Origin of the sequence: Chloroflexus sp., from assembly GCF_034432675.1 — a bacterium.
GTDB lineage: Bacteria > Chloroflexota > Chloroflexia > Chloroflexales > Chloroflexaceae > Chloroflexus.
The window spans coordinates 1-16,365 of sequence record NZ_DAOUBI010000129.1; the positions used below are offsets into that span (position 1 = coordinate 1).

General features: G+C 54.1%; 17 protein-coding genes and 1 rRNA gene. 8 read left to right on the forward strand and 10 right to left on the reverse strand.

Annotated features, from left to right (window positions below):
- Positions 1–72 (reverse strand): 16S ribosomal RNA (locus VAE55_RS09490); the annotation flags it as partial.
- A 436-nt stretch (positions 73–508) separates the two neighbouring features.
- On the opposite strand from VAE55_RS09490, the gene VAE55_RS09495 reads away from it, so the two are divergent.
- On the forward strand, positions 509–1,510 hold the full coding sequence (locus tag VAE55_RS09495; RefSeq protein ID WP_322815545.1) for a CaiB/BaiF CoA transferase family protein: 1,002 nt from the start codon (positions 509–511) through the stop codon (positions 1,508–1,510).
- On the opposite strand, the gene VAE55_RS09500 is transcribed toward VAE55_RS09495, so the two are convergent.
- The 7 genes from VAE55_RS09500 to VAE55_RS09530 all read right to left on the reverse strand — a co-directional run bounded on the left by VAE55_RS09500 (position 1,494) and on the right by VAE55_RS09530 (position 6,683).
- Positions 1,494–2,396: a TlpA family protein disulfide reductase gene (locus VAE55_RS09500; RefSeq protein WP_322815546.1), complete on the reverse strand. Its 903-nt coding sequence runs from the start codon at positions 2,394–2,396 to the stop codon at positions 1,494–1,496. The two genes, VAE55_RS09495 and VAE55_RS09500, sit on opposite strands and share 17 nt — an antisense overlap.
- Before the next feature lie 13 nt (positions 2,397–2,409).
- Positions 2,410–2,796 carry a FixH family protein gene (locus VAE55_RS09505; RefSeq protein ID WP_322815547.1) on the reverse strand — a complete coding sequence of 129 codons (387 nt, stop codon included), beginning with the start codon at positions 2,794–2,796 and terminating at the stop codon, positions 2,410–2,412.
- Between the two features lie 8 nt (positions 2,797–2,804).
- Entirely contained in the window at positions 2,805–3,110 is a 306-nt protein-coding gene (locus VAE55_RS09510; protein WP_322815548.1) for a DUF6962 family protein, read from the reverse strand.
- 81 nt (positions 3,111–3,191) lie between these two features.
- Complete coding sequence (locus VAE55_RS09515) at positions 3,192–3,473, reverse strand: DUF507 family protein (protein ID WP_322815549.1); 282 nt, start codon at positions 3,471–3,473, stop codon at positions 3,192–3,194.
- A 17-nt stretch (positions 3,474–3,490) separates the two neighbouring features.
- A complete protein-coding gene (locus tag VAE55_RS09520; protein ID WP_322815550.1) occupies positions 3,491–4,168 on the reverse strand; it encodes a class II aldolase/adducin family protein in 678 nt (225 codons plus the stop codon).
- Positions 4,158–5,237 (reverse strand): hypothetical protein, encoded by a 1,080-nt coding sequence (locus VAE55_RS09525; protein ID WP_322815551.1) that lies wholly within the window; start codon positions 5,235–5,237, stop codon positions 4,158–4,160. Before VAE55_RS09525 ends, VAE55_RS09520 begins: the two co-directional genes overlap by 11 nt.
- Positions 5,238–5,261: 24 nt before the next feature.
- Positions 5,262–6,683, reverse strand: a complete 1,422-nt coding sequence (locus VAE55_RS09530; protein ID WP_322815552.1) for an amidase — start codon at positions 6,681–6,683, stop codon at positions 5,262–5,264.
- Between the two features lie 143 nt (positions 6,684–6,826).
- On the opposite strand from VAE55_RS09530, the gene VAE55_RS09535 reads away from it, so the two are divergent.
- From VAE55_RS09535 to VAE55_RS09545, 3 genes are all read left to right on the forward strand, one after another.
- Entirely contained in the window at positions 6,827–7,870 is a 1,044-nt protein-coding gene (locus VAE55_RS09535; RefSeq protein WP_322815553.1) for a saccharopine dehydrogenase family protein, read from the forward strand.
- A gap of 297 nt (positions 7,871–8,167) precedes the next feature.
- Positions 8,168–8,947 (forward strand): winged helix-turn-helix domain-containing protein, encoded by a 780-nt coding sequence (locus VAE55_RS09540; RefSeq protein ID WP_322815554.1) that lies wholly within the window; start codon positions 8,168–8,170, stop codon positions 8,945–8,947.
- A 1,266-nt stretch (positions 8,948–10,213) separates the two neighbouring features.
- Positions 10,214–10,945, forward strand: a complete 732-nt coding sequence (locus tag VAE55_RS09545; protein WP_322815555.1) for a winged helix-turn-helix domain-containing protein — start codon at positions 10,214–10,216, stop codon at positions 10,943–10,945.
- A gap of 1,038 nt (positions 10,946–11,983) precedes the next feature.
- On the opposite strand, the gene VAE55_RS09550 is transcribed toward VAE55_RS09545, so the two are convergent.
- Entirely contained in the window at positions 11,984–12,511 is a 528-nt protein-coding gene (locus tag VAE55_RS09550) for a hypothetical protein (RefSeq protein ID WP_322815556.1), read from the reverse strand.
- Positions 12,512–13,062: 551 nt separating this feature from the next.
- On the opposite strand from VAE55_RS09550, the gene VAE55_RS09555 reads away from it, so the two are divergent.
- From VAE55_RS09555 to VAE55_RS09565, 4 genes are all read left to right on the forward strand, one after another.
- Positions 13,063–13,551, forward strand: a complete 489-nt coding sequence (locus VAE55_RS09555) for a pyridoxamine 5'-phosphate oxidase family protein (RefSeq protein ID WP_322815557.1) — start codon at positions 13,063–13,065, stop codon at positions 13,549–13,551.
- Between the two features lie 447 nt (positions 13,552–13,998).
- Entirely contained in the window at positions 13,999–14,304 is a 306-nt protein-coding gene (locus tag VAE55_RS19150) for a transposase (protein ID WP_416181186.1), read from the forward strand.
- Entirely contained in the window at positions 14,246–14,383 is a 138-nt protein-coding gene (locus VAE55_RS09560; RefSeq protein WP_322815558.1) for a hypothetical protein, read from the forward strand. The genes VAE55_RS19150 and VAE55_RS09560 overlap by 59 nt, the downstream gene beginning before the upstream one ends.
- Positions 14,367–14,684 carry a transposase gene (locus VAE55_RS09565; RefSeq protein ID WP_322815559.1) on the forward strand — a complete coding sequence of 106 codons (318 nt, stop codon included), beginning with the start codon at positions 14,367–14,369 and terminating at the stop codon, positions 14,682–14,684. The genes VAE55_RS09560 and VAE55_RS09565 overlap by 17 nt, the downstream gene beginning before the upstream one ends.
- A gap of 879 nt (positions 14,685–15,563) precedes the next feature.
- On the opposite strand, the gene VAE55_RS09570 is transcribed toward VAE55_RS09565, so the two are convergent.
- Positions 15,564–15,857 (reverse strand): hypothetical protein, encoded by a 294-nt coding sequence (locus VAE55_RS09570; protein WP_322815560.1) that lies wholly within the window; start codon positions 15,855–15,857, stop codon positions 15,564–15,566.
- Positions 15,858–16,365: the final 508 nt, after the last annotated feature.

Genomic DNA, 16,365 nt, shown 5'->3' on the forward strand with positions numbered 1-16,365 from the left:
GCTGCGTTCGACTTGCATGCATTAGGCACGCCGCCAGCGTTCGTCCTGAGCCAGGATCAAACTCTACATTGCTGGTGTCGAGTTACAGCATTCGCTGCTTCCCTTCACCGAATTGACGTGGTGCTTAATTCGGCTATTCTCGTCATTCAGTTGTGAAGGTGCTTGCGCGGAACGTCGGAGAAAACAAAACCAGGAAAGTTCAGCGTTACTGAAGTTTCCTGGCGACGTCTCTGAATTGTCTTCAGCGCGTTTCGCTCGGTTTTGCTCTCCACTTGTTTGATCTGCCTCGCTGTCTGCGAGTGAGACCTCGTTCGTTCCAGCTCGCGTAGTATAGCACGTCGGTCGTAGGTTGTCAAGAGGTTTCCAAAAATCAACTTTTATCGCTTCAGCAAGAGATAAAACGCCCCTTTTCATTTGATCAGTTGAATGGATTTTTTACAACTTTTTTGACCATTCATGGTTGTGATACGATGAAGATGATCCGGGTAAGCATGATTGATGAGGTGCTATGCTGAAACTCTCGCATATCCTAGACGGCGTGTCAGTGGTTGAAATTGCCAGCTATATTCCAGGACCCCTGTGTGGTGCGCTGCTGGCCAGTCTCGGCGCAACGGTGGTGAAGATTGAGCGTCCAGGTGGCGACCCAATGCGTGCTTTCCCTCCCTCTGATCATAGTGGCGAGCATCCGCTGTTTGCGATCCTGAACCGTACAAAGCAATGCTACACGCTAAATTTGCGTCAACCCGCTGACCAGGCGAAGCTGTATGATCTGATCCGATCTGCTGATGTGTTGATCGATGGTCTCCGTCCCGGTGCGCTTGGTCGACTTGGTCTGACAGATGAAACGTTGCTGGAAACCAATCCCCGATTGCTGATTGTGACGATCAGTGGTTTACCACCTGAACACCCTCATCGCCATATGGCGTTGCATGACCTGAATGCCCAGGCGCTTGGCGGTGTTCTCGCTGCAAGTGCAGATGATCCGCGCACACCAGGAGTGCATGCGGCTGATATGGTGAGTGGTCTGGCCGCCGCAGCCGGGGTGCTCGCAGGATTGTTAGCTCGCCACACGTCTAATCGCGGCGGGCGGATCGAAACATCACTGCTGAGTGCTGCGCAGTGGCTGAATATGCCTGCCCTTGCCCTCGCCCTGGCCGGTCTCTTGACTGATGATACGCTTAACGGTCAATTTGCCTGTTATCGCCTCTACCAGACTGCCGACCACCGGTATCTGGCCGTAGCAGCCCTGGAAGCGCATTTCTGGCAACGTGTCTGTACGGTTATCGAACGACCAGATTTAATTCCACTCCAATATGAACAATCAGCACAACCTATGGTAATTAGTGCTTTGTCTGATATTTTTCGCCAACGTCCGCTGCATGAATGGCAGGCTATCTTTGATTCATTGGACACGTGTGTATCGCCCGTTTTAACTCCTCTGGACGCAACGCACGAACGTTCGATCAGGCCCGATGTGGGATTCGGCTCGCTATTTACGGTGCAGGATTAACCGGTTGCCCCTCTGCAAGTTGGGCAATCGCCGGTCGTAGTTCGGCAAACGTGATGCCGCCCTCATACCGGGCCTGGATAATGCCATCGCGATCAATCAGGAATGTCCATGGCTCGGTGCGCAGACTCCATTCTTTCATCGCATCGACCATTCTGGCCTGCTGAAATGACTCGCCAAATGGGTACGGATAGACTTCAACGTGAATGAAGTTGACCCGATCACCGAATTCGCTCTTGAGCTGCTTCAGGACTGCCATATTTGGTGCACATACCGCTGTCTGGCAGTAACCCGGTGTCGCAAAAGAGACGACGAACGGCTTACCGGCCTCCATTGCCTCAGCAATCGTCATCTGGTAGAAGTCGGGGTCAGGGCGTGGATCCGAAGTAAGCTGATCAAGCGCCGGAACATCAGCAGCCGTCAGATTCTGTACCGGAATCGCTCGATCTCCTACCATTGGGGCGAACGCACGTTCACTGACGTCAAGACGAATACGCGAAGACTGTGGCCCATCGGTTTGCGGAATAGTGATTTCGGCTTCCCAACCACCCGCTCGATCAAAGGTCGCGTAGGCAACGTAGAGGCCAACCGGTAGTCCCTGACCACGATAAACTGCCTGGGTTGTCGCTACTGGCTTGGTACGATCACCACCAGGGCCAACATAATATAGGGCTACGTCCAGGGTCAGGTCAGGATTGTTCAGCGGTACACCACCCTGCAGTAAACCAAATGGAAGGCGATTGATACCGACGACCAGCTCAGAGGCCGCGATCACCGGTGCAATCGGCAGTGCAGCAGGGGTCGGGGTTGCCGCAGGCTGACCACACCCCGCAACAACGAGCATTAACAATGTGGTAGTCAAGAACATAGAAAGACGCTGGCGTATCATGATTAACTCCATCTTATTGTAGAACGTCACGGCGAAAAGTAGCCCGATAGGTCGTTGCTTCCCATTCCACCACAACGGTAATTTCCCATAATCCTTCCATTGTATATGCAGTGCGTGCCCAATAGCGTCCCGCCCCATCCGGTGAGGCTACCGGTCGCGTGACCCCCATCGGCATCGCCGGCATATCGAGGTCGAGATAGACGTAAGCATCGTTGATAACATTTCCTTGCCGATCATGCAGCAATACCACAAAATCGACCGCAGTATTGATCCGTGGACGATCAGGCGTTTCCAGGGTAATCGTCAGGCCATCGACAATTTGGGTTTCCCGTACCGGTGCCACTCCTCTACTGCACGCGACAACGACGAGCATGACTACCAGGAAACAGAATACTCGCATCCAAGAGCTCATACTTCACGATCCAGTTGTAACCCGGCACGTACTCCTTCAACGAGCAATGGTAATGCCATCAGTTGCACAAGACGGAATAGACCGTTGTTATCAACGATGATCTGACCTGCCCGCACTTCAAGAGAACTCGTTTGAATAGCAGTAGCCAGGATAGTGATCAGGATGCCGGATGTGATCAATCCGGCACCCGGGAACTGCCGCTGGTCCCTGCGCGTAACCGCCAGATTGCTGCCAACGCTGCTATAGCCAGCATCAGATTCGGTTGCCGCAGTTGTTTGTTCACGCTGATCTGACTTTATCATACCGCGTCTTTCTATAAGGGCAGCCCAACAGAGAGCAATGTACGGCTTCCCAAACAAACAGACGACAGCCGAACCACAGCATCAGAGCACAATTTTGCGCTCAGCGATCAGTCGCTGCCGTATACGCCGAAAGAGGGTATCGTAATCAAGGCGACCCTGCGTAATCTCGTATTTATACGCTTGCAGTAACTGATGAACTTCGGCATTCAGGCGATCTTCGACCTCTAACTCATCGGTCATGATCTCGCGGATCGCTGCCCGCAATTCGGGGTCTCCGGCCTGAAACAAGACCCCATCAGTCTCGGCCAAAACATCAACCAGCATTGCAGCTAATTGCTCAACCTTTGCTGGTGAGAGCTTCATACCATCCTCCTCGTCACTTAAATCCGACCAGCAGCGCGAAAGGCACGTCGCACTTCCTGCAATTCGGCGAGTCGTTCTGGCGGTAATGGACGTGCTCCTCCAAACAAATGAGCTGCCAGCAACGTACGTGCACAGTGTTCAATCTGCTCCATACGGTGAAAGGCTTGCAGTAATGTTGTCCCGTAAGTTACTGCACCGTGATAGGCAAGCAAGATCGCTTCATGATCGGCAACAAATGGCTCAATGGCAGCCCCCATCTCGGTCGTACCGGTTAGTGCGTATGGGGCGGTTGGAATCGGGCCGAGGGCAATTAACGCTTCCGGCAGTAACGGCTCGGCCAGACTGAAACCTGCCAGGGTTGCCCCAACCGCTGTAGGCGGATGCGCATGAATACACGCCATAATGTCGGGGCGATGACGATAGACAAAGAGATGGAGATAGCGCTCTGACGATGGTTGGCGGCCCGGTGCACCACGCACCAATCGACCATCGAGGTCGATAACAAGGAGATCGTCAACCGTCAACATCCCCTTGGCCAGGCCAGCAGGGGTGATCAGGATAGTGTCATCTGGCAGGCGTGCCGAGAGATTACCGTCACCGGCAACCACTAGCCCACGTTCGTAGAGTAAACGACCACAAAGAACCATTTCGGCACGTAATGCCGTTTCAACGTCAAGCGGAGGATTAGTTGTCATAGCGTTTCTGTTGACGTAAGCGAATGAGTAAGAACGCCGCCACAATCCAGCCCGACCAGGCGAGAAGCGGACGGCTAAAGCGCATTGCGAGCATCACCACCAGGAGCAGCACGCGCAGGCTTTTGACGAGCAAACGCCGGCTAACATCAGGTCGTGGCGTTGCTGTCCAGTCAATCTGTTGCAGACGCGGTAATAAACCTCGTTCAACACATCCTTCCAGCGAAAAGAGGTAGACTGTATCGGTGTAATGTGCCGCCAGTTGTAAATCTCGTTCCAGGGCATCCCACGTCAACGGTGGCAGATCTTCGGCACTACTTGCCCGCACGGCACTGCCCACAATACATCCAACCCCAATTGCATCGGCAGAAGGACCATAACTATCGATCAGAGCACCACCAAGATCGTTACCCAATTGGTTGATGGGCACACTGCTGAAGCAAAGCAGCACTTCAACATCGGCTGGAAGATCGACGATATCAAGGGCACGCTGAATTGTCGTTGTTGCCGCACGACGATCATCTACGATGAGTGGCAACTGGTAGGTATGAACCTCGTAGCCATCGTGATGAATCTCAGCGATCAGATCGACATAGGCAGCGTGCGCACTCTGGTAGAGCACATTCTCGTTCGCTAACCAGATACGGCGGGCAATGTCACGAATACCACGGCGGCGACTGGCAATCACTTCACCCAACGGCGGTTCAATGTCAAGACCAATGGCCTGGAACTGCAACTGGTGTGCCTGTGCCCACTGCCGTACCGACCGGTAACGCTCGATGGCCTGTGGATAATTTTGCAGGTTGAACCAGAAACCCTCTTCTGCCGACAAGAGCAGCCACGCAATAACCGGAATCCGATGCTGATTGAGCGTCGTAATCGCCTGCGCTGTCTCGTGTGACAGGTTGTGGAGCGCAACGGCAACACCATACTCGCCCGCCGCCAGGAACGAGAGTAATCCTGGCGTAGCAAGTAACTCAAGGAGGGGTGGCCCTTCCAGTTCACAAAAGAAGATGATCTGTGGTCGCCCCAAGACAGGTGGTATTTTTACTGGCGCTGATGTCGTTTGCACACCTCCATTATAGCACTCTCAATTTCAACCTGTGGCCAGTTGAGGGTGACGTTGCCAGTGTTGCGTCGCCTGTTCAAAGGCATACGCCAGTTGGAGCACGCTTAGATCGGCACGTGGACGGCAAATGATTTGGATTCCAACCGGTAGTCCATCGCGGGTAAAGCCGGCCGGTACCGAAATGGCCGGCAGGTTGCAGACAGAGATGTAGTAACACGAACGCATCCATTCAATATAGTTCTGCATTGGTATGCCATTAATCTCGGTAATGTACGGTTGTTCAACCAGAAACGGTGGCACCTGGCTCACCGGGGCAATGATGAATTCATAGGTTTGCATAAATTCATACACACGGGCCAGGAGAGCAGCGTGGAGGCGCATCGCTCGCCCGACTTGTGGCCCGCTTAAGGCACGTCCGGCTTCAATATTCCAGACCACAGTGTCTTTGATGCGGTGACGTTCGCGATCCAGTAACTCGCCAAGAGTCAGTTCGTAGCGGAAGGCGCGCATGACTTGAAAGATCTCATCGGCATCACTGAGATCGGGCGTTGCCTCTTCAACAATACAGCCGAGCTGTGCGAAGACATCGCGCTGGGCAGCGACAACCTCAGCCACCCGCGGATCAACCGGTAATCCACCCAAATCAGGACTCCAGGCAATGCGCACACCGCGCAAATCACGCTCTAGCGGTTGGGCAAAGAGCGAGGGCGGTTCACTGATCGAGAGTGGCGCTCGCAAGTCGGGGCCGGCAATAGCCTGCAAGATCAGGGCAATATCGGCAACCGTGCGCGCCATCGGGCCATCGATAGCAAACGGTAGAAAAGGAGTCGGGTCAGGCCAGACCGGCACTCTCCCCGGCGAAGGACGAAAGCCCACGACATTGCAATAGCCGGCCGGATTGCGTAACGATCCGCCTAGATCGCTGCCGTCGGCAATCGCAATCATCCCACAAGCCAGGGCAACGGCAGCTCCACCACTACTCCCTCCACACGTCTTACTCAGATCGTAGGGATTGCGGGTAGGACCAAAGACAGGATTGAAGGTTTGCGAACCGGCGCCAAATTCCGGTGTATTCGTCTTCCCAACCGTGACCGCACCGGCTGCTTTGAGCCGGGCAACGATCAGCGCATCAAAATCGGGAACGAAATCAGCAAAAATCGGAGAACCATAGGTTGTTCGCATCCCCTTAGTCTCGGCCAGGTCCTTGTGAGCGACCGGCAAACCGGCTAACGGCCCTGGGTCGTCACCCCGGGCAAGGGCTTCATCAACCGCTCGCGCACGAGCCTGGGCACCATCAATGTCGAGGGTCACGATAGCGTTGACCAGCGGATTCAGCGTGGCGATGCGTTCGAGATGGGCAGCCAGCACTTCAGTTGCCGAAACAGCGCGTTGTCGAATCAGGTGCGCAATAGTGGTAGCCGGCTGGAGACATAGCCCGGTATCAGTCATAGGTGTACCTCTTCCCTGATCAAAAGCGTTGCTGCGCAGCAATTGTAGCAGACTGATGTACAACACGTGCCGGCAACGCTGCACCCGCCAGGATGGGTGATAATAGGAAGGTGGTACCGCAACCTCAATACGGAGCAACAACCATGGCTGAATGGATGATCTACGGCGCCAACGGCTATACCGGACGACTGATCGCACGTGCAGCAGTGCAGGCCGGTTTGCGACCACAACTCGCCGGGCGTAATGCAACACAGATAACGGCGCTGGCAAATGAACTGCATCTACCCTTTACCATCTGCCGATTGGATGATGAAGCAGCCCTGCGTCGTGCGCTTGAAGGCATGCAGCTCGTTCTCCACTGCGCCGGCCCATTCCAGGAGACCAGTGCGCCAATGGTGAAGGCATGTCTGAGCAGTGGTGTCCACTACCTTGACATCACGGGTGAGATAAGCGTTTTTGAAGCACTGGCACGCCAGGATCAGACTGCCCGCCAGGCCGGAGTCATGCTTATGCCAGGGGTTGGCTTTGATGTCGTACCCTCCGATTGTCTGGCGGCGCATCTGGCGCGTCGTCTGCCGGGTGCGAACAATCTGGCGCTGGCATTTCAGGCGCTCGGCAGCATCTCACGCGGCACAGCCATCACAATGCTGACCATGGCCCATCGCGGATGCGAACGGCGGGACGGGCAGCTTGTCAGCACACCACCACTCCATGAGGTGCAAACCTTTGATTTCGGACGCGGACCACAACCGTGTGTGAGTATTCCGTGGGGCGATGTCGCTACGGCCTACTACACGACCGGCATTCCCAATATCAAGGTTTTCGTCGCTATTTCGCGCCGAAACCTACCGTGGCTCGGACTGGTACGCACCATACTTCCCCTGATCCACCTTAAACCAATCCGCACTAGCCTCCAGAACTGGCTACGCCACACGCTTGATGGCCCGGATGCCACAATGCGGGCAAAAGGAAAGAGCATCATCGTCGGTGAAGTCACCGACAAAACCGGGCAGCGAGTTACCGGTCGGCTGATCGGGCCTGAAGGATATTCCCTTACGGTAGCCACAGCATTGCTTATTGTACGCCGTGTTCTGGCAGGTACTTACGAGGCAGGTTTTCATACACCGGCAGGGTTGTACGGGCCAGATCTGATCTGTGAGGTGCCCGGAGTGCAGATAACGGGTTGATTGAAGGCATCATCTTGACCAGACTCGCGCTCCGCCCGAAGAGCACATTGCGTAGCCAGGATGGGCGGTAACAGTAGCCAATGCGATTAGCCTGACACGATCTATCTTCACCTGACGGCGATGCCTGTATATACGTTCTGTGCAGAAATTCAGCAAGTTCTCTTACTTGAATTCAAGATAAGTATACATATCTATATATCAATATCTTTACTTGCATAAAACTACCGTCTCTTTTATAATCTGCCCAACAAATGAATGCTGTACAACGAAGATATATGAAGATATACAGGTATACCCATGCATCGCGGAGTTGCACTTCTCCTGGAACCGGATCACAAACGCCGGATGAACCTGATACATACTTTGCATCAATGGTACTGGGCCGTGCTCAATGTAACTAATCTCGACATGGCCACCCACATTGTCCAGCATTGTGTGGTGCCATTGTACATTCTACATCTCTCCGATCTGGAACATACTTCGGCAGCGCTATCACGCTTCCTCGCCACGGTATCGGCAGACCAAACCGTCATTATGCTGGTCGATGACTCTCCGGTACCGCTGCGTCCACTACCATCATCGGCCCACGTGATGTGGATACCCACTACACCGATGGACATTACCCCAGATACCACGATGCTCACAGTCGTGCGCGAGCTGGCCTATCGCCTCGATCTGGTGCCAGCACCGCAGCAGCAGCCACCACGCTTTTGCCTCGACCCCATCCAGAAGCGCGTGCAGATCGATGATCGGGTGATTACGCTCAGCGAGAGCGAACTGATCATCCTTGACTACCTGTACCAGGCGAATGGCCGTATCTGCACCTTTCTCGAGATCGCCCGGTTGCTGTATCCACGACTGCATGTCTACGACACCGATGAACTGCGCCGGCTGATTGGCAGCCGGATACAGCGCTTGCGACGCAAGCTCGAAGCTGATCCTGCCGCCCCACGGTATCTGCACCTGGTTCGTGGGGTCGGTTTTCGGCTCGTGATCGCGCCGCTAGAGCCAGCCGGATCACACCAGGTTGAGATACCGGTCTCTGAAGAAGCAATACGTGACGGAGCAATACCATAGTTCCTATGGCCACATGGCTTTTGCCAGCAACGCATGTCCATGTCAGGCACGCACCACGGGATATTTCCTGGAGGAGCTACGACGTAACACGACACGGCGCCACTCAGTGCACACGTCGTCGCACGAGACGCTACTCTGAGACAGGTTGCGTTTCCTGCTACTGATAAGCGGTACTTGTACTGCTCGTCTGGTGTTACACTCCAGGTTGCTTCCTTACGTACCGCTACGACCATCTGGGCTTTCGGTGCCTCTCTTACCACAGAGACTCAGAGGATGTCTATAAGTACTTCGGGTTGCTCCTGATGGGTTCTCTCTCACCCGCTATGCTCTCGGTGTCTCTGTGGTGCACCTCTCACCACAGAGACACCGGGGACACATATGGATCGCAGCTATTCAGCCAGCAAGTAGTGCTCCTTCTCCAGGATCACGATTCACCTGATGTTTACCCACAACGGCTATCCGGTCGAGTTCATCGTTACCTCAGGCAGCTACAGCGATACCGTCAGCCTGGAGGATGCTTCCTTCGATTACCTAGATGTACGTGCTGAGGCCGGCATCTGCGTGCTCCCGGTCCTCAGAAAAATGCCAGGTGTCCCGTACCACCGTGGCTAGCTCTTTGCCATCGTCCTCTCGCACGTCCGTCGAGCGGACCGGCAGCTTGCTTGAACCGCTCTTTCCCATATTGATCTCTGCGGTTACGCCGTAAGACATTGAGTGCAACCATCGTGTTGTTCCTCCTGGTAGTCGGCCTCCGTGAGCTGCTACATCATAGGAGCAACGGGTGGATAAAGCATATCGCACCGTCGGCAGCACCTCAGCAGTATATGGCACAAATCGCAACAAGCCACATCCATAGCAAGAGAACATTTACGTGCTGATACCAGTTGTGGTATAGCTATCATCGGTATCGTTTTACGTAGGGAGGTTCATTCAGAATCCGGACTGTCTGGATTACCCCCACTCAAGGCGGTTATTGCCGGTCATGGACAAGCGGTACGGTCCATACACACTGCGTACATAATACTGAGTAGATATTGATAATGAGTCCAATCTATCTATGCCAAAAATATTTGACTCTCATTCCATATCGATCAATATCGACGTGGGATTTATATATTTAATGATTGTGAGGCACGAGTATATACTATCAAAAACATGAATTGCGTAGCGACAGGTAGTACTAAATAGTTATGGTTGATTGCAAGTTTCGTCGAATTATTGTATGATTAACCCCATACACAATGAGTTCATCACGAGGTTATCATCATGTTCCATGGAACCGCTCTCCTGGCTGAGCGTGATTCGCACCGCCGTGATGCCCTGATTTGTGGCCTGAGCCAGTCGTATTGGGCTATTTTGGCGGTGAGTGACCCTGCAATCGCGCTTCATTGTCTGGAAACACGCACCTTTGATCTGTTGATTTTCAATGTAGACCTGTTATCGTCAGTCCACTGGCGCATAGCAGCAAAGTATGTGCAACAATGTCCGAATGTGATCACCATATGGTACAACGGGAGTTCCCCCTCTCCATGCTATCAATCACACCTGTCGGAACGTGGTGGATCGGGTTCTGTCCAGGCGATCATCGACCACATCCAACAGCAAGTAGTGCTGCACGCAGCACAAAAGCGGAAACACCTCGCCGAACCACAGGCGCAGGCGATCTATGAGGTACCAGTACCATTGCTGGTCGATCCCTATCAAGGGAGCGTCTTTATTGCCGACACCGTCATTAAAGTGAGCAAAGGTGACATTGCCCTCTTACGTTGCCTTGCCGATTCACTGCACCAGAAAGCGTCATTTGAAGCACTGGCTGCGGTTCTGTATCCGCATGCATTCTCGCGCTCAGAAGCCCGCGAGCTAATCAAAGCACGTATCCACTATCTGCGCCAAAAGCTGGAGGTTGACCCAGACAAACCGGTTATTTGTTCGATTCGTGGATTTGGTTATGCATTACGCTCGCCGGTGGCTTTTTTGCCGGAGCAGCAACGACGATGAAACGAGGGAACCCGGCAGTAGAGATACGCTCGTGATCGAGGAATACGATGTCGGTGCGCGGAATGATGGTAGCCTCGCATCAACGCAATGAGCGCTCGCTATTATGAAAGGTGTTTGCTCAGGCAGACAAATGCTTTTCTGTAGACAGTACGTTTACAAATTGTGGTCGGCTCATGTTCAAACTCGGTGCAATAAGGTACTACGCCGCCCTTACACCGCAGTAAACACCGATGGTTGATCGTTTTGAGATGTGCGCAGTGCACTGTGGTTAAGGGGCTATTGCTATCTGCAAGCGTTAACTTGTCCGAGCTGTGGGTGTGGTATGGCTCCCTGTTGTAGCTCTTAGTTGGTTTGGCTGCACCACTTTTGAACATGAGCCATTGTGGTTATATTGTTGTTGTGGTCTTGTACAAGATTGTCGTGCTGCGAAAGGAAGAACTGGTGGGTGCCTGTCGCACACAAGCCTCCACAGCATCGGGTATCTCCAAAGAATGTATCCACGCCAGGATTGGTAGCCCGGACAGCTTGAGAGAATTGGAATACCGTGGGTAAGGTGTGGTGGGTGGCACACCAAAAACAGACCCGAGTGATGCGTGCATCCAGGGGTAGCGACATCCCCATCAGCGAGTTTAGGAGTGGACAGAACTTGCAAAAGGACACGTGAGATAGGGTTTGAGGACGAACTGAAAGCCCTCGCCACACGTTCCTCTGCTGCGATAAGGAATAAGGAGCGTATGGCGAGCAACGCTGGTGATTCCTGATAGGAACACCAGAGGCTTTACCTATGGCTTCCTGATGAGGTAGAAGACGTGTTCAATCAAATATTCTGTCCGCTCCTGAACGGTTGGGAGAGTCGGGAACTCGCGGCCTGCTTCAGGGCTTCCCCATGTGGCAAAAGCTGCGTTAGCTCATATTTTCTGTCCATCCATAGAATCATGAATATAGTACAAGGATGGAGTTGCTCTCCTCCATCACTCGACTCGCCATTGAGCATGTGTAAATATCGGTGATCTTACGATACGTTTGTACCAGCCAGATTTACCGACCGGGCATCTGGCGCAAAATCTGCTGGCGCTCCTCAGCGGTCACCAGACCAAAACTATCACCACGGTTGAGATAGACGATCTCCTCATTCTTGATACCAACAATCAAATCTGACAGACCGTCACTATTCATATCAGCTAGACGCATCGTGATCGGTGTCAGATCCTCATTTGCACCAACCAGATACGGACCTACGATTGTTCGAGTCTTGTTCACATCACCACCGGGAATCTCAAGAATAAGCACCTGACGGTCAAGATTCATTGCGATCAGACGGGTAGGACCGACTGTCTCCCCGGCCCGACCGACTTCTGCTGTGAGATGGAATGTACGGGGTCGTCCGTATCTCCAGTCATCGAGTAGCGTCTGCCCCCACCCAACAAGAGCGCTCACCAACACGTACAGGGCAAGAACTGCCAGCAGACCAGTGACGATGTATGCAGAATTGCCGAGTGCCGGCCTGGGCACGGCAATCGAAGACATTCGACGTGGTGAGCGGATTTCACGACTGGTCACTGCCATGGCGGGCCTCCTCTAAAATACGTACTTAGAACAAAAGTTCAATCGCTCACTTGTTCGGAATTATAGCAGAGGTATACTGAGCTGTCAAGAACTTTTGTGCTGAATTTTAGCACGATAGCACGATAGGTTGAATGAATCTCTTGTACCCGACACGCCGACTTTTGCGTGGGACACTTCTGTCCCTTACAGAAGACAGCCATTGGATGCAAATTGTCAAACACTAGATAATTTCTTGCGCATGCCACATACGACAGGTACACTACAGAAAACAGGTCTAGAACTGCACCCTGCTGGCTGTACGTATCACAGCAGATAACCCATCTCAATGCCCCTTGTACTTGTTGCGTAAGCGTTACATCGAACTGTTCACAAAAGGCACGCCATCATTATATCCACTACAAATCGGTTATGGTTTCCCCCTGGAGAACACCAAGTAATCGGATTATACGGAGGTAAAATGACGATCTGAATACTGAAGAAGTGCTAGAAAACTGGGAAGTCGAGCAGCACCTACGCGAAATCATTGCCAACGTATTGGGGAGAAAAAGCCAATGAGTTCACCACGCATTACTCGCCCCCACTTCCCGCCAGGGTACGTCGAACATGCCAGAGCACTTCTACCCTGGAGTTATGTCGAACAACGCCTTACCCATGCCATTAACTACTGGTTATGCACGGTAAGGCCAGATGGCCGTCCGCATGCTGTGCCCAAGTGGGCAGTCTGGGTTGATGGCAAGCTCTACTTTGATGGCAGCCCGGCAACCCGTCACGCACGAAACATTGCGACCCACCCACACGTTGTGATTCATCTGGAAAGCGGCGAGGATGTTGTGATTGTCGAAGGGATTGCCCGTGCCATCGACACACCTGCCCCTGAAGTAGCCACCATCGTAGCGCAAGCCTATACAACTAAATACGCCACGATGGGCTATGCGCCTTATCCCCATCAGTGGGATAACGGTGGCCTGTTCGCAATTACTCCCCACACAATCATTGCCTGGACAGCATTCATTGAAGACCCGACGAAGTTTGTCTTGTAACTATGGAATGATAGAAGCATACTACCAGTATCAGCGCGAATCGCTGAGCACAACCAGGAACAGGCATCGCTGCAAGGCTCACCTCGTAATGCGATGGTTTGACGCTGTGAATAACATTGCTGTCGGTGGTAGCAATGCGTTTCAGGCTATGATCGAATACCCAGAAGCAAAGCACTTCATCGTTATCACATACCAGGCAATGACAACGCCCTATATTTGCTCGTTACTCATATGCTAAACCTCACTTCAAATGGTCACTACGGCTAGACGTGCAGCGAATTGTCAGGCTGAGAATATAGGAAACCAACCCAAAGCGCCTGAGATTTGGTCAAGCAAGACATTCTTGCGCTATCGAACGCTTGAAAAGCGCTAACGCTTCAATTAACAATGCACTTACCGTAGCCTAGAACCTATTTCAAAAATATCTGCTTGTGCTAGCATAGCGGTATGAGCAGACATGACCTCACCGATGACCAATGGGCGGTGATCGAACCGCTCATCCCCAAGAAACAAAGTACACGAGGTCGTCCACACACCGACAACCGCCGGACACTGAATGGCATACTGTCCGTGCTGTACACGGGCTGTTCCTGGGCAGACCTCCTGAAGGAGTGCGGATTACCCAGCACCTGCTTGGCGACGATGGCACGAGTGGTCGCAGGACGGGACTTGGGAGCGCATTTGGCGTCCCCTCGTGAGCCACCTCGATGCAGACGGCACGCTGGCGTGGGCGCAGGCGTTGCTCAACAGTAGCGTCGTTCCGGCGAACAAGGGGGCGATGGCGGAGGCAAAACGACGGCTCGACGGTGATGGCAGTGGCCGATGGCACTGACGTGCCTATTGGTCTGCACGTGGACAGCGCACAACCGCACGAACGCACACTGGCTGAACCGACGGTGCGGACTATTCGTGTGCCGCGCAACCGCAGCCGGCCCACAACGCGACCGAAAGCATTGGTGGCGGATAATGCCGACGATAGCGCCGAGTTTCGCCGTACCCTGCGTCGGCGTGGGATCACACCTACCATTCCACCCGTGACACAGCCCAACCGCAAGCAACCCAAGCGTAGACGTCCGCTGCATGCCGGCGCAAGCTACGGGCAACGCTGGAAGGTTGAGCGTTGCTTCGGCTGAATGGACACCTGCCGTCGGTTGGTGGCGCACTCTGACCGTCATCTGCATGTCTATCGTGCGTTTTGCCTCGTCGCTATCATGCTGTGGTGCGTTGACCGAATTTTGAAATGAGTTCTAATCTATTAGAAACATATGTTCGTCTAAAATCAACCCAAAAATATGTGTAACTATTTGACCAACATTCCGGTTTTATATATACAAGACTATTTTCTTCAGAGAAGGAGATCGATATGCGCCGGAACCTCATGAGATTGGGTCTACTCACCCCTCTACCGCCGCCTCCACCACCATCACCGCTGCCAGATGTTCCGGATCAGCAAGCATTGTGGTTAGAGGCACAATGTGAGCAAGATGTACGATTACCAGCGTCAACGCCATTCTGGCATCCAAAAGCAATCCGACGCATGTTGCGATTACCAATGGCGTGAAAAAAACAGCAGGTTTAAATCTTCACCTTGACACCTGGAAATCCCAGAGAGGCTATCATAACAAAGTAGGTTGCTGCGCCCTGTTTTCCTGGCGGAAACACCACAGATACTCGATTGAGGTCAGGCAGGGAATTGCTGACCTCTGAAATTCATGCAGGGAGAAGTGCGATCACCATCATCATACAGGCGTGGTCGGTCGCGATCTATCGCCTGCAGCGGCAGGTGGCGATGGTAGGTTGAGCGCACGATCAACCCCACCCGCGACGTCAACTCCCGCCACATCCCCACGGCGGCACACGCGTCATTACCCGACAAAACCGGCTTGGTCGCACACCCGACAGCATCGAGCTGCACACGTACCCGGATTGCGCCAGGCTAGCCTGCCATGCCGTACCCGACGATGTCCAGCAATTCGTTCACGTGCTCGAAATGCTTTGTTGCAACGATCGGATCAATCGAGACGCAGGTACCGATGGATATTGGCGACCAATCCATTGCTGATCGGCTCACACCGCTGCAGACTGCGCTTGCGCAAACGGAGCGTGTCACCAACCGTGCGCTTCATCACCGCGTGCACCGGTTCGCTCTGCCAACGCTGCCCAACTACGCCATCCAGGCGAGCGTGCGCGACGCGATCAGCGTGCGCTCGGCGGTCAGGATGCACCAGCGTCCCGCCACGTCGCACGGGTGGCACGCGAGCATCCGCACCAACGGTGTGACCATCACCGCCCGCAGCGGCTATCATCACCCACGCCGTCCGCCTGCCCCGGTCCCGGCCAGCGCGGCGGACAGCTCGCCACAGGCCGGGCACATACGGCCCATCGCTGCCAGGGACCCACCCCGAACGCCAGGCCAGGATGACCTGCGACCGCGTGCCCACCGCCTCTACCCCCGTTGCCCACCGGTGGGAGCGGGGCCCGGTGCGGGGTCAGGTCATCCCGGCTGGCCGGTCCCGGCGCACAGCCAGTGCGGTCAGCAGCCACGCACGCTTCGTCGCTCCCCTGTTCATCCAGCAGCTGGTTCTTCATCTGCGCACCGTCTACCGTGCGCACCGTCGTGCATACGCTGCACGGTGGGTGAGCGGGGACGGTGGGCAGGTCCACCGCCTGGAGAACCTGAGCTGTGGTCAACAGCCACGCTGCCGTGGCGCGGTACCTGCGGTCGCGGGCGACCATCACCAGCACGCACGCCGCCACCTGGGGCACGGTGACTTGATGCGGACGGTTCGGATGCGCAGAACGTGGCAGCGCCGT

Coding starts and splice junctions, on each gene's coding strand:
- VAE55_RS09495 (WP_322815545.1), top strand. CDS start 509: ATGCTGAAACTCTCGCATATCCTAGACGGCGTGTCAGTGGTTGAAATT.
- VAE55_RS09500 (WP_322815546.1), bottom strand. CDS start 2,396: ATGATACGCCAGCGTCTTTCTATGTTCTTGACTACCACATTGTTAATG.
- VAE55_RS09505 (WP_322815547.1), bottom strand. CDS start 2,796: ATGCGAGTATTCTGTTTCCTGGTAGTCATGCTCGTCGTTGTCGCGTGC.
- VAE55_RS09510 (WP_322815548.1), bottom strand. CDS start 3,110: ATGATAAAGTCAGATCAGCGTGAACAAACAACTGCGGCAACCGAATCT.
- VAE55_RS09515 (WP_322815549.1), bottom strand. CDS start 3,473: ATGAAGCTCTCACCAGCAAAGGTTGAGCAATTAGCTGCAATGCTGGTT.
- VAE55_RS09520 (WP_322815550.1), bottom strand. CDS start 4,168: ATGACAACTAATCCTCCGCTTGACGTTGAAACGGCATTACGTGCCGAA.
- VAE55_RS09530 (WP_322815552.1), bottom strand. CDS start 6,683: ATGACTGATACCGGGCTATGTCTCCAGCCGGCTACCACTATTGCGCAC.
- VAE55_RS09535 (WP_322815553.1), top strand. CDS start 6,827: ATGGCTGAATGGATGATCTACGGCGCCAACGGCTATACCGGACGACTG.
- VAE55_RS09540 (WP_322815554.1), top strand. CDS start 8,168: ATGCATCGCGGAGTTGCACTTCTCCTGGAACCGGATCACAAACGCCGG.
- VAE55_RS09545 (WP_322815555.1), top strand. CDS start 10,214: ATGTTCCATGGAACCGCTCTCCTGGCTGAGCGTGATTCGCACCGCCGT.
- VAE55_RS09550 (WP_322815556.1), bottom strand. CDS start 12,511: ATGGCAGTGACCAGTCGTGAAATCCGCTCACCACGTCGAATGTCTTCG.
- VAE55_RS09555 (WP_322815557.1), top strand. CDS start 13,063: ATGAGTTCACCACGCATTACTCGCCCCCACTTCCCGCCAGGGTACGTC.
- VAE55_RS19150 (WP_416181186.1), top strand. CDS start 13,999: ATGAGCAGACATGACCTCACCGATGACCAATGGGCGGTGATCGAACCG.
- VAE55_RS09570 (WP_322815560.1), bottom strand. CDS start 15,857: ATGATAGCCGCTGCGGGCGGTGATGGTCACACCGTTGGTGCGGATGCT.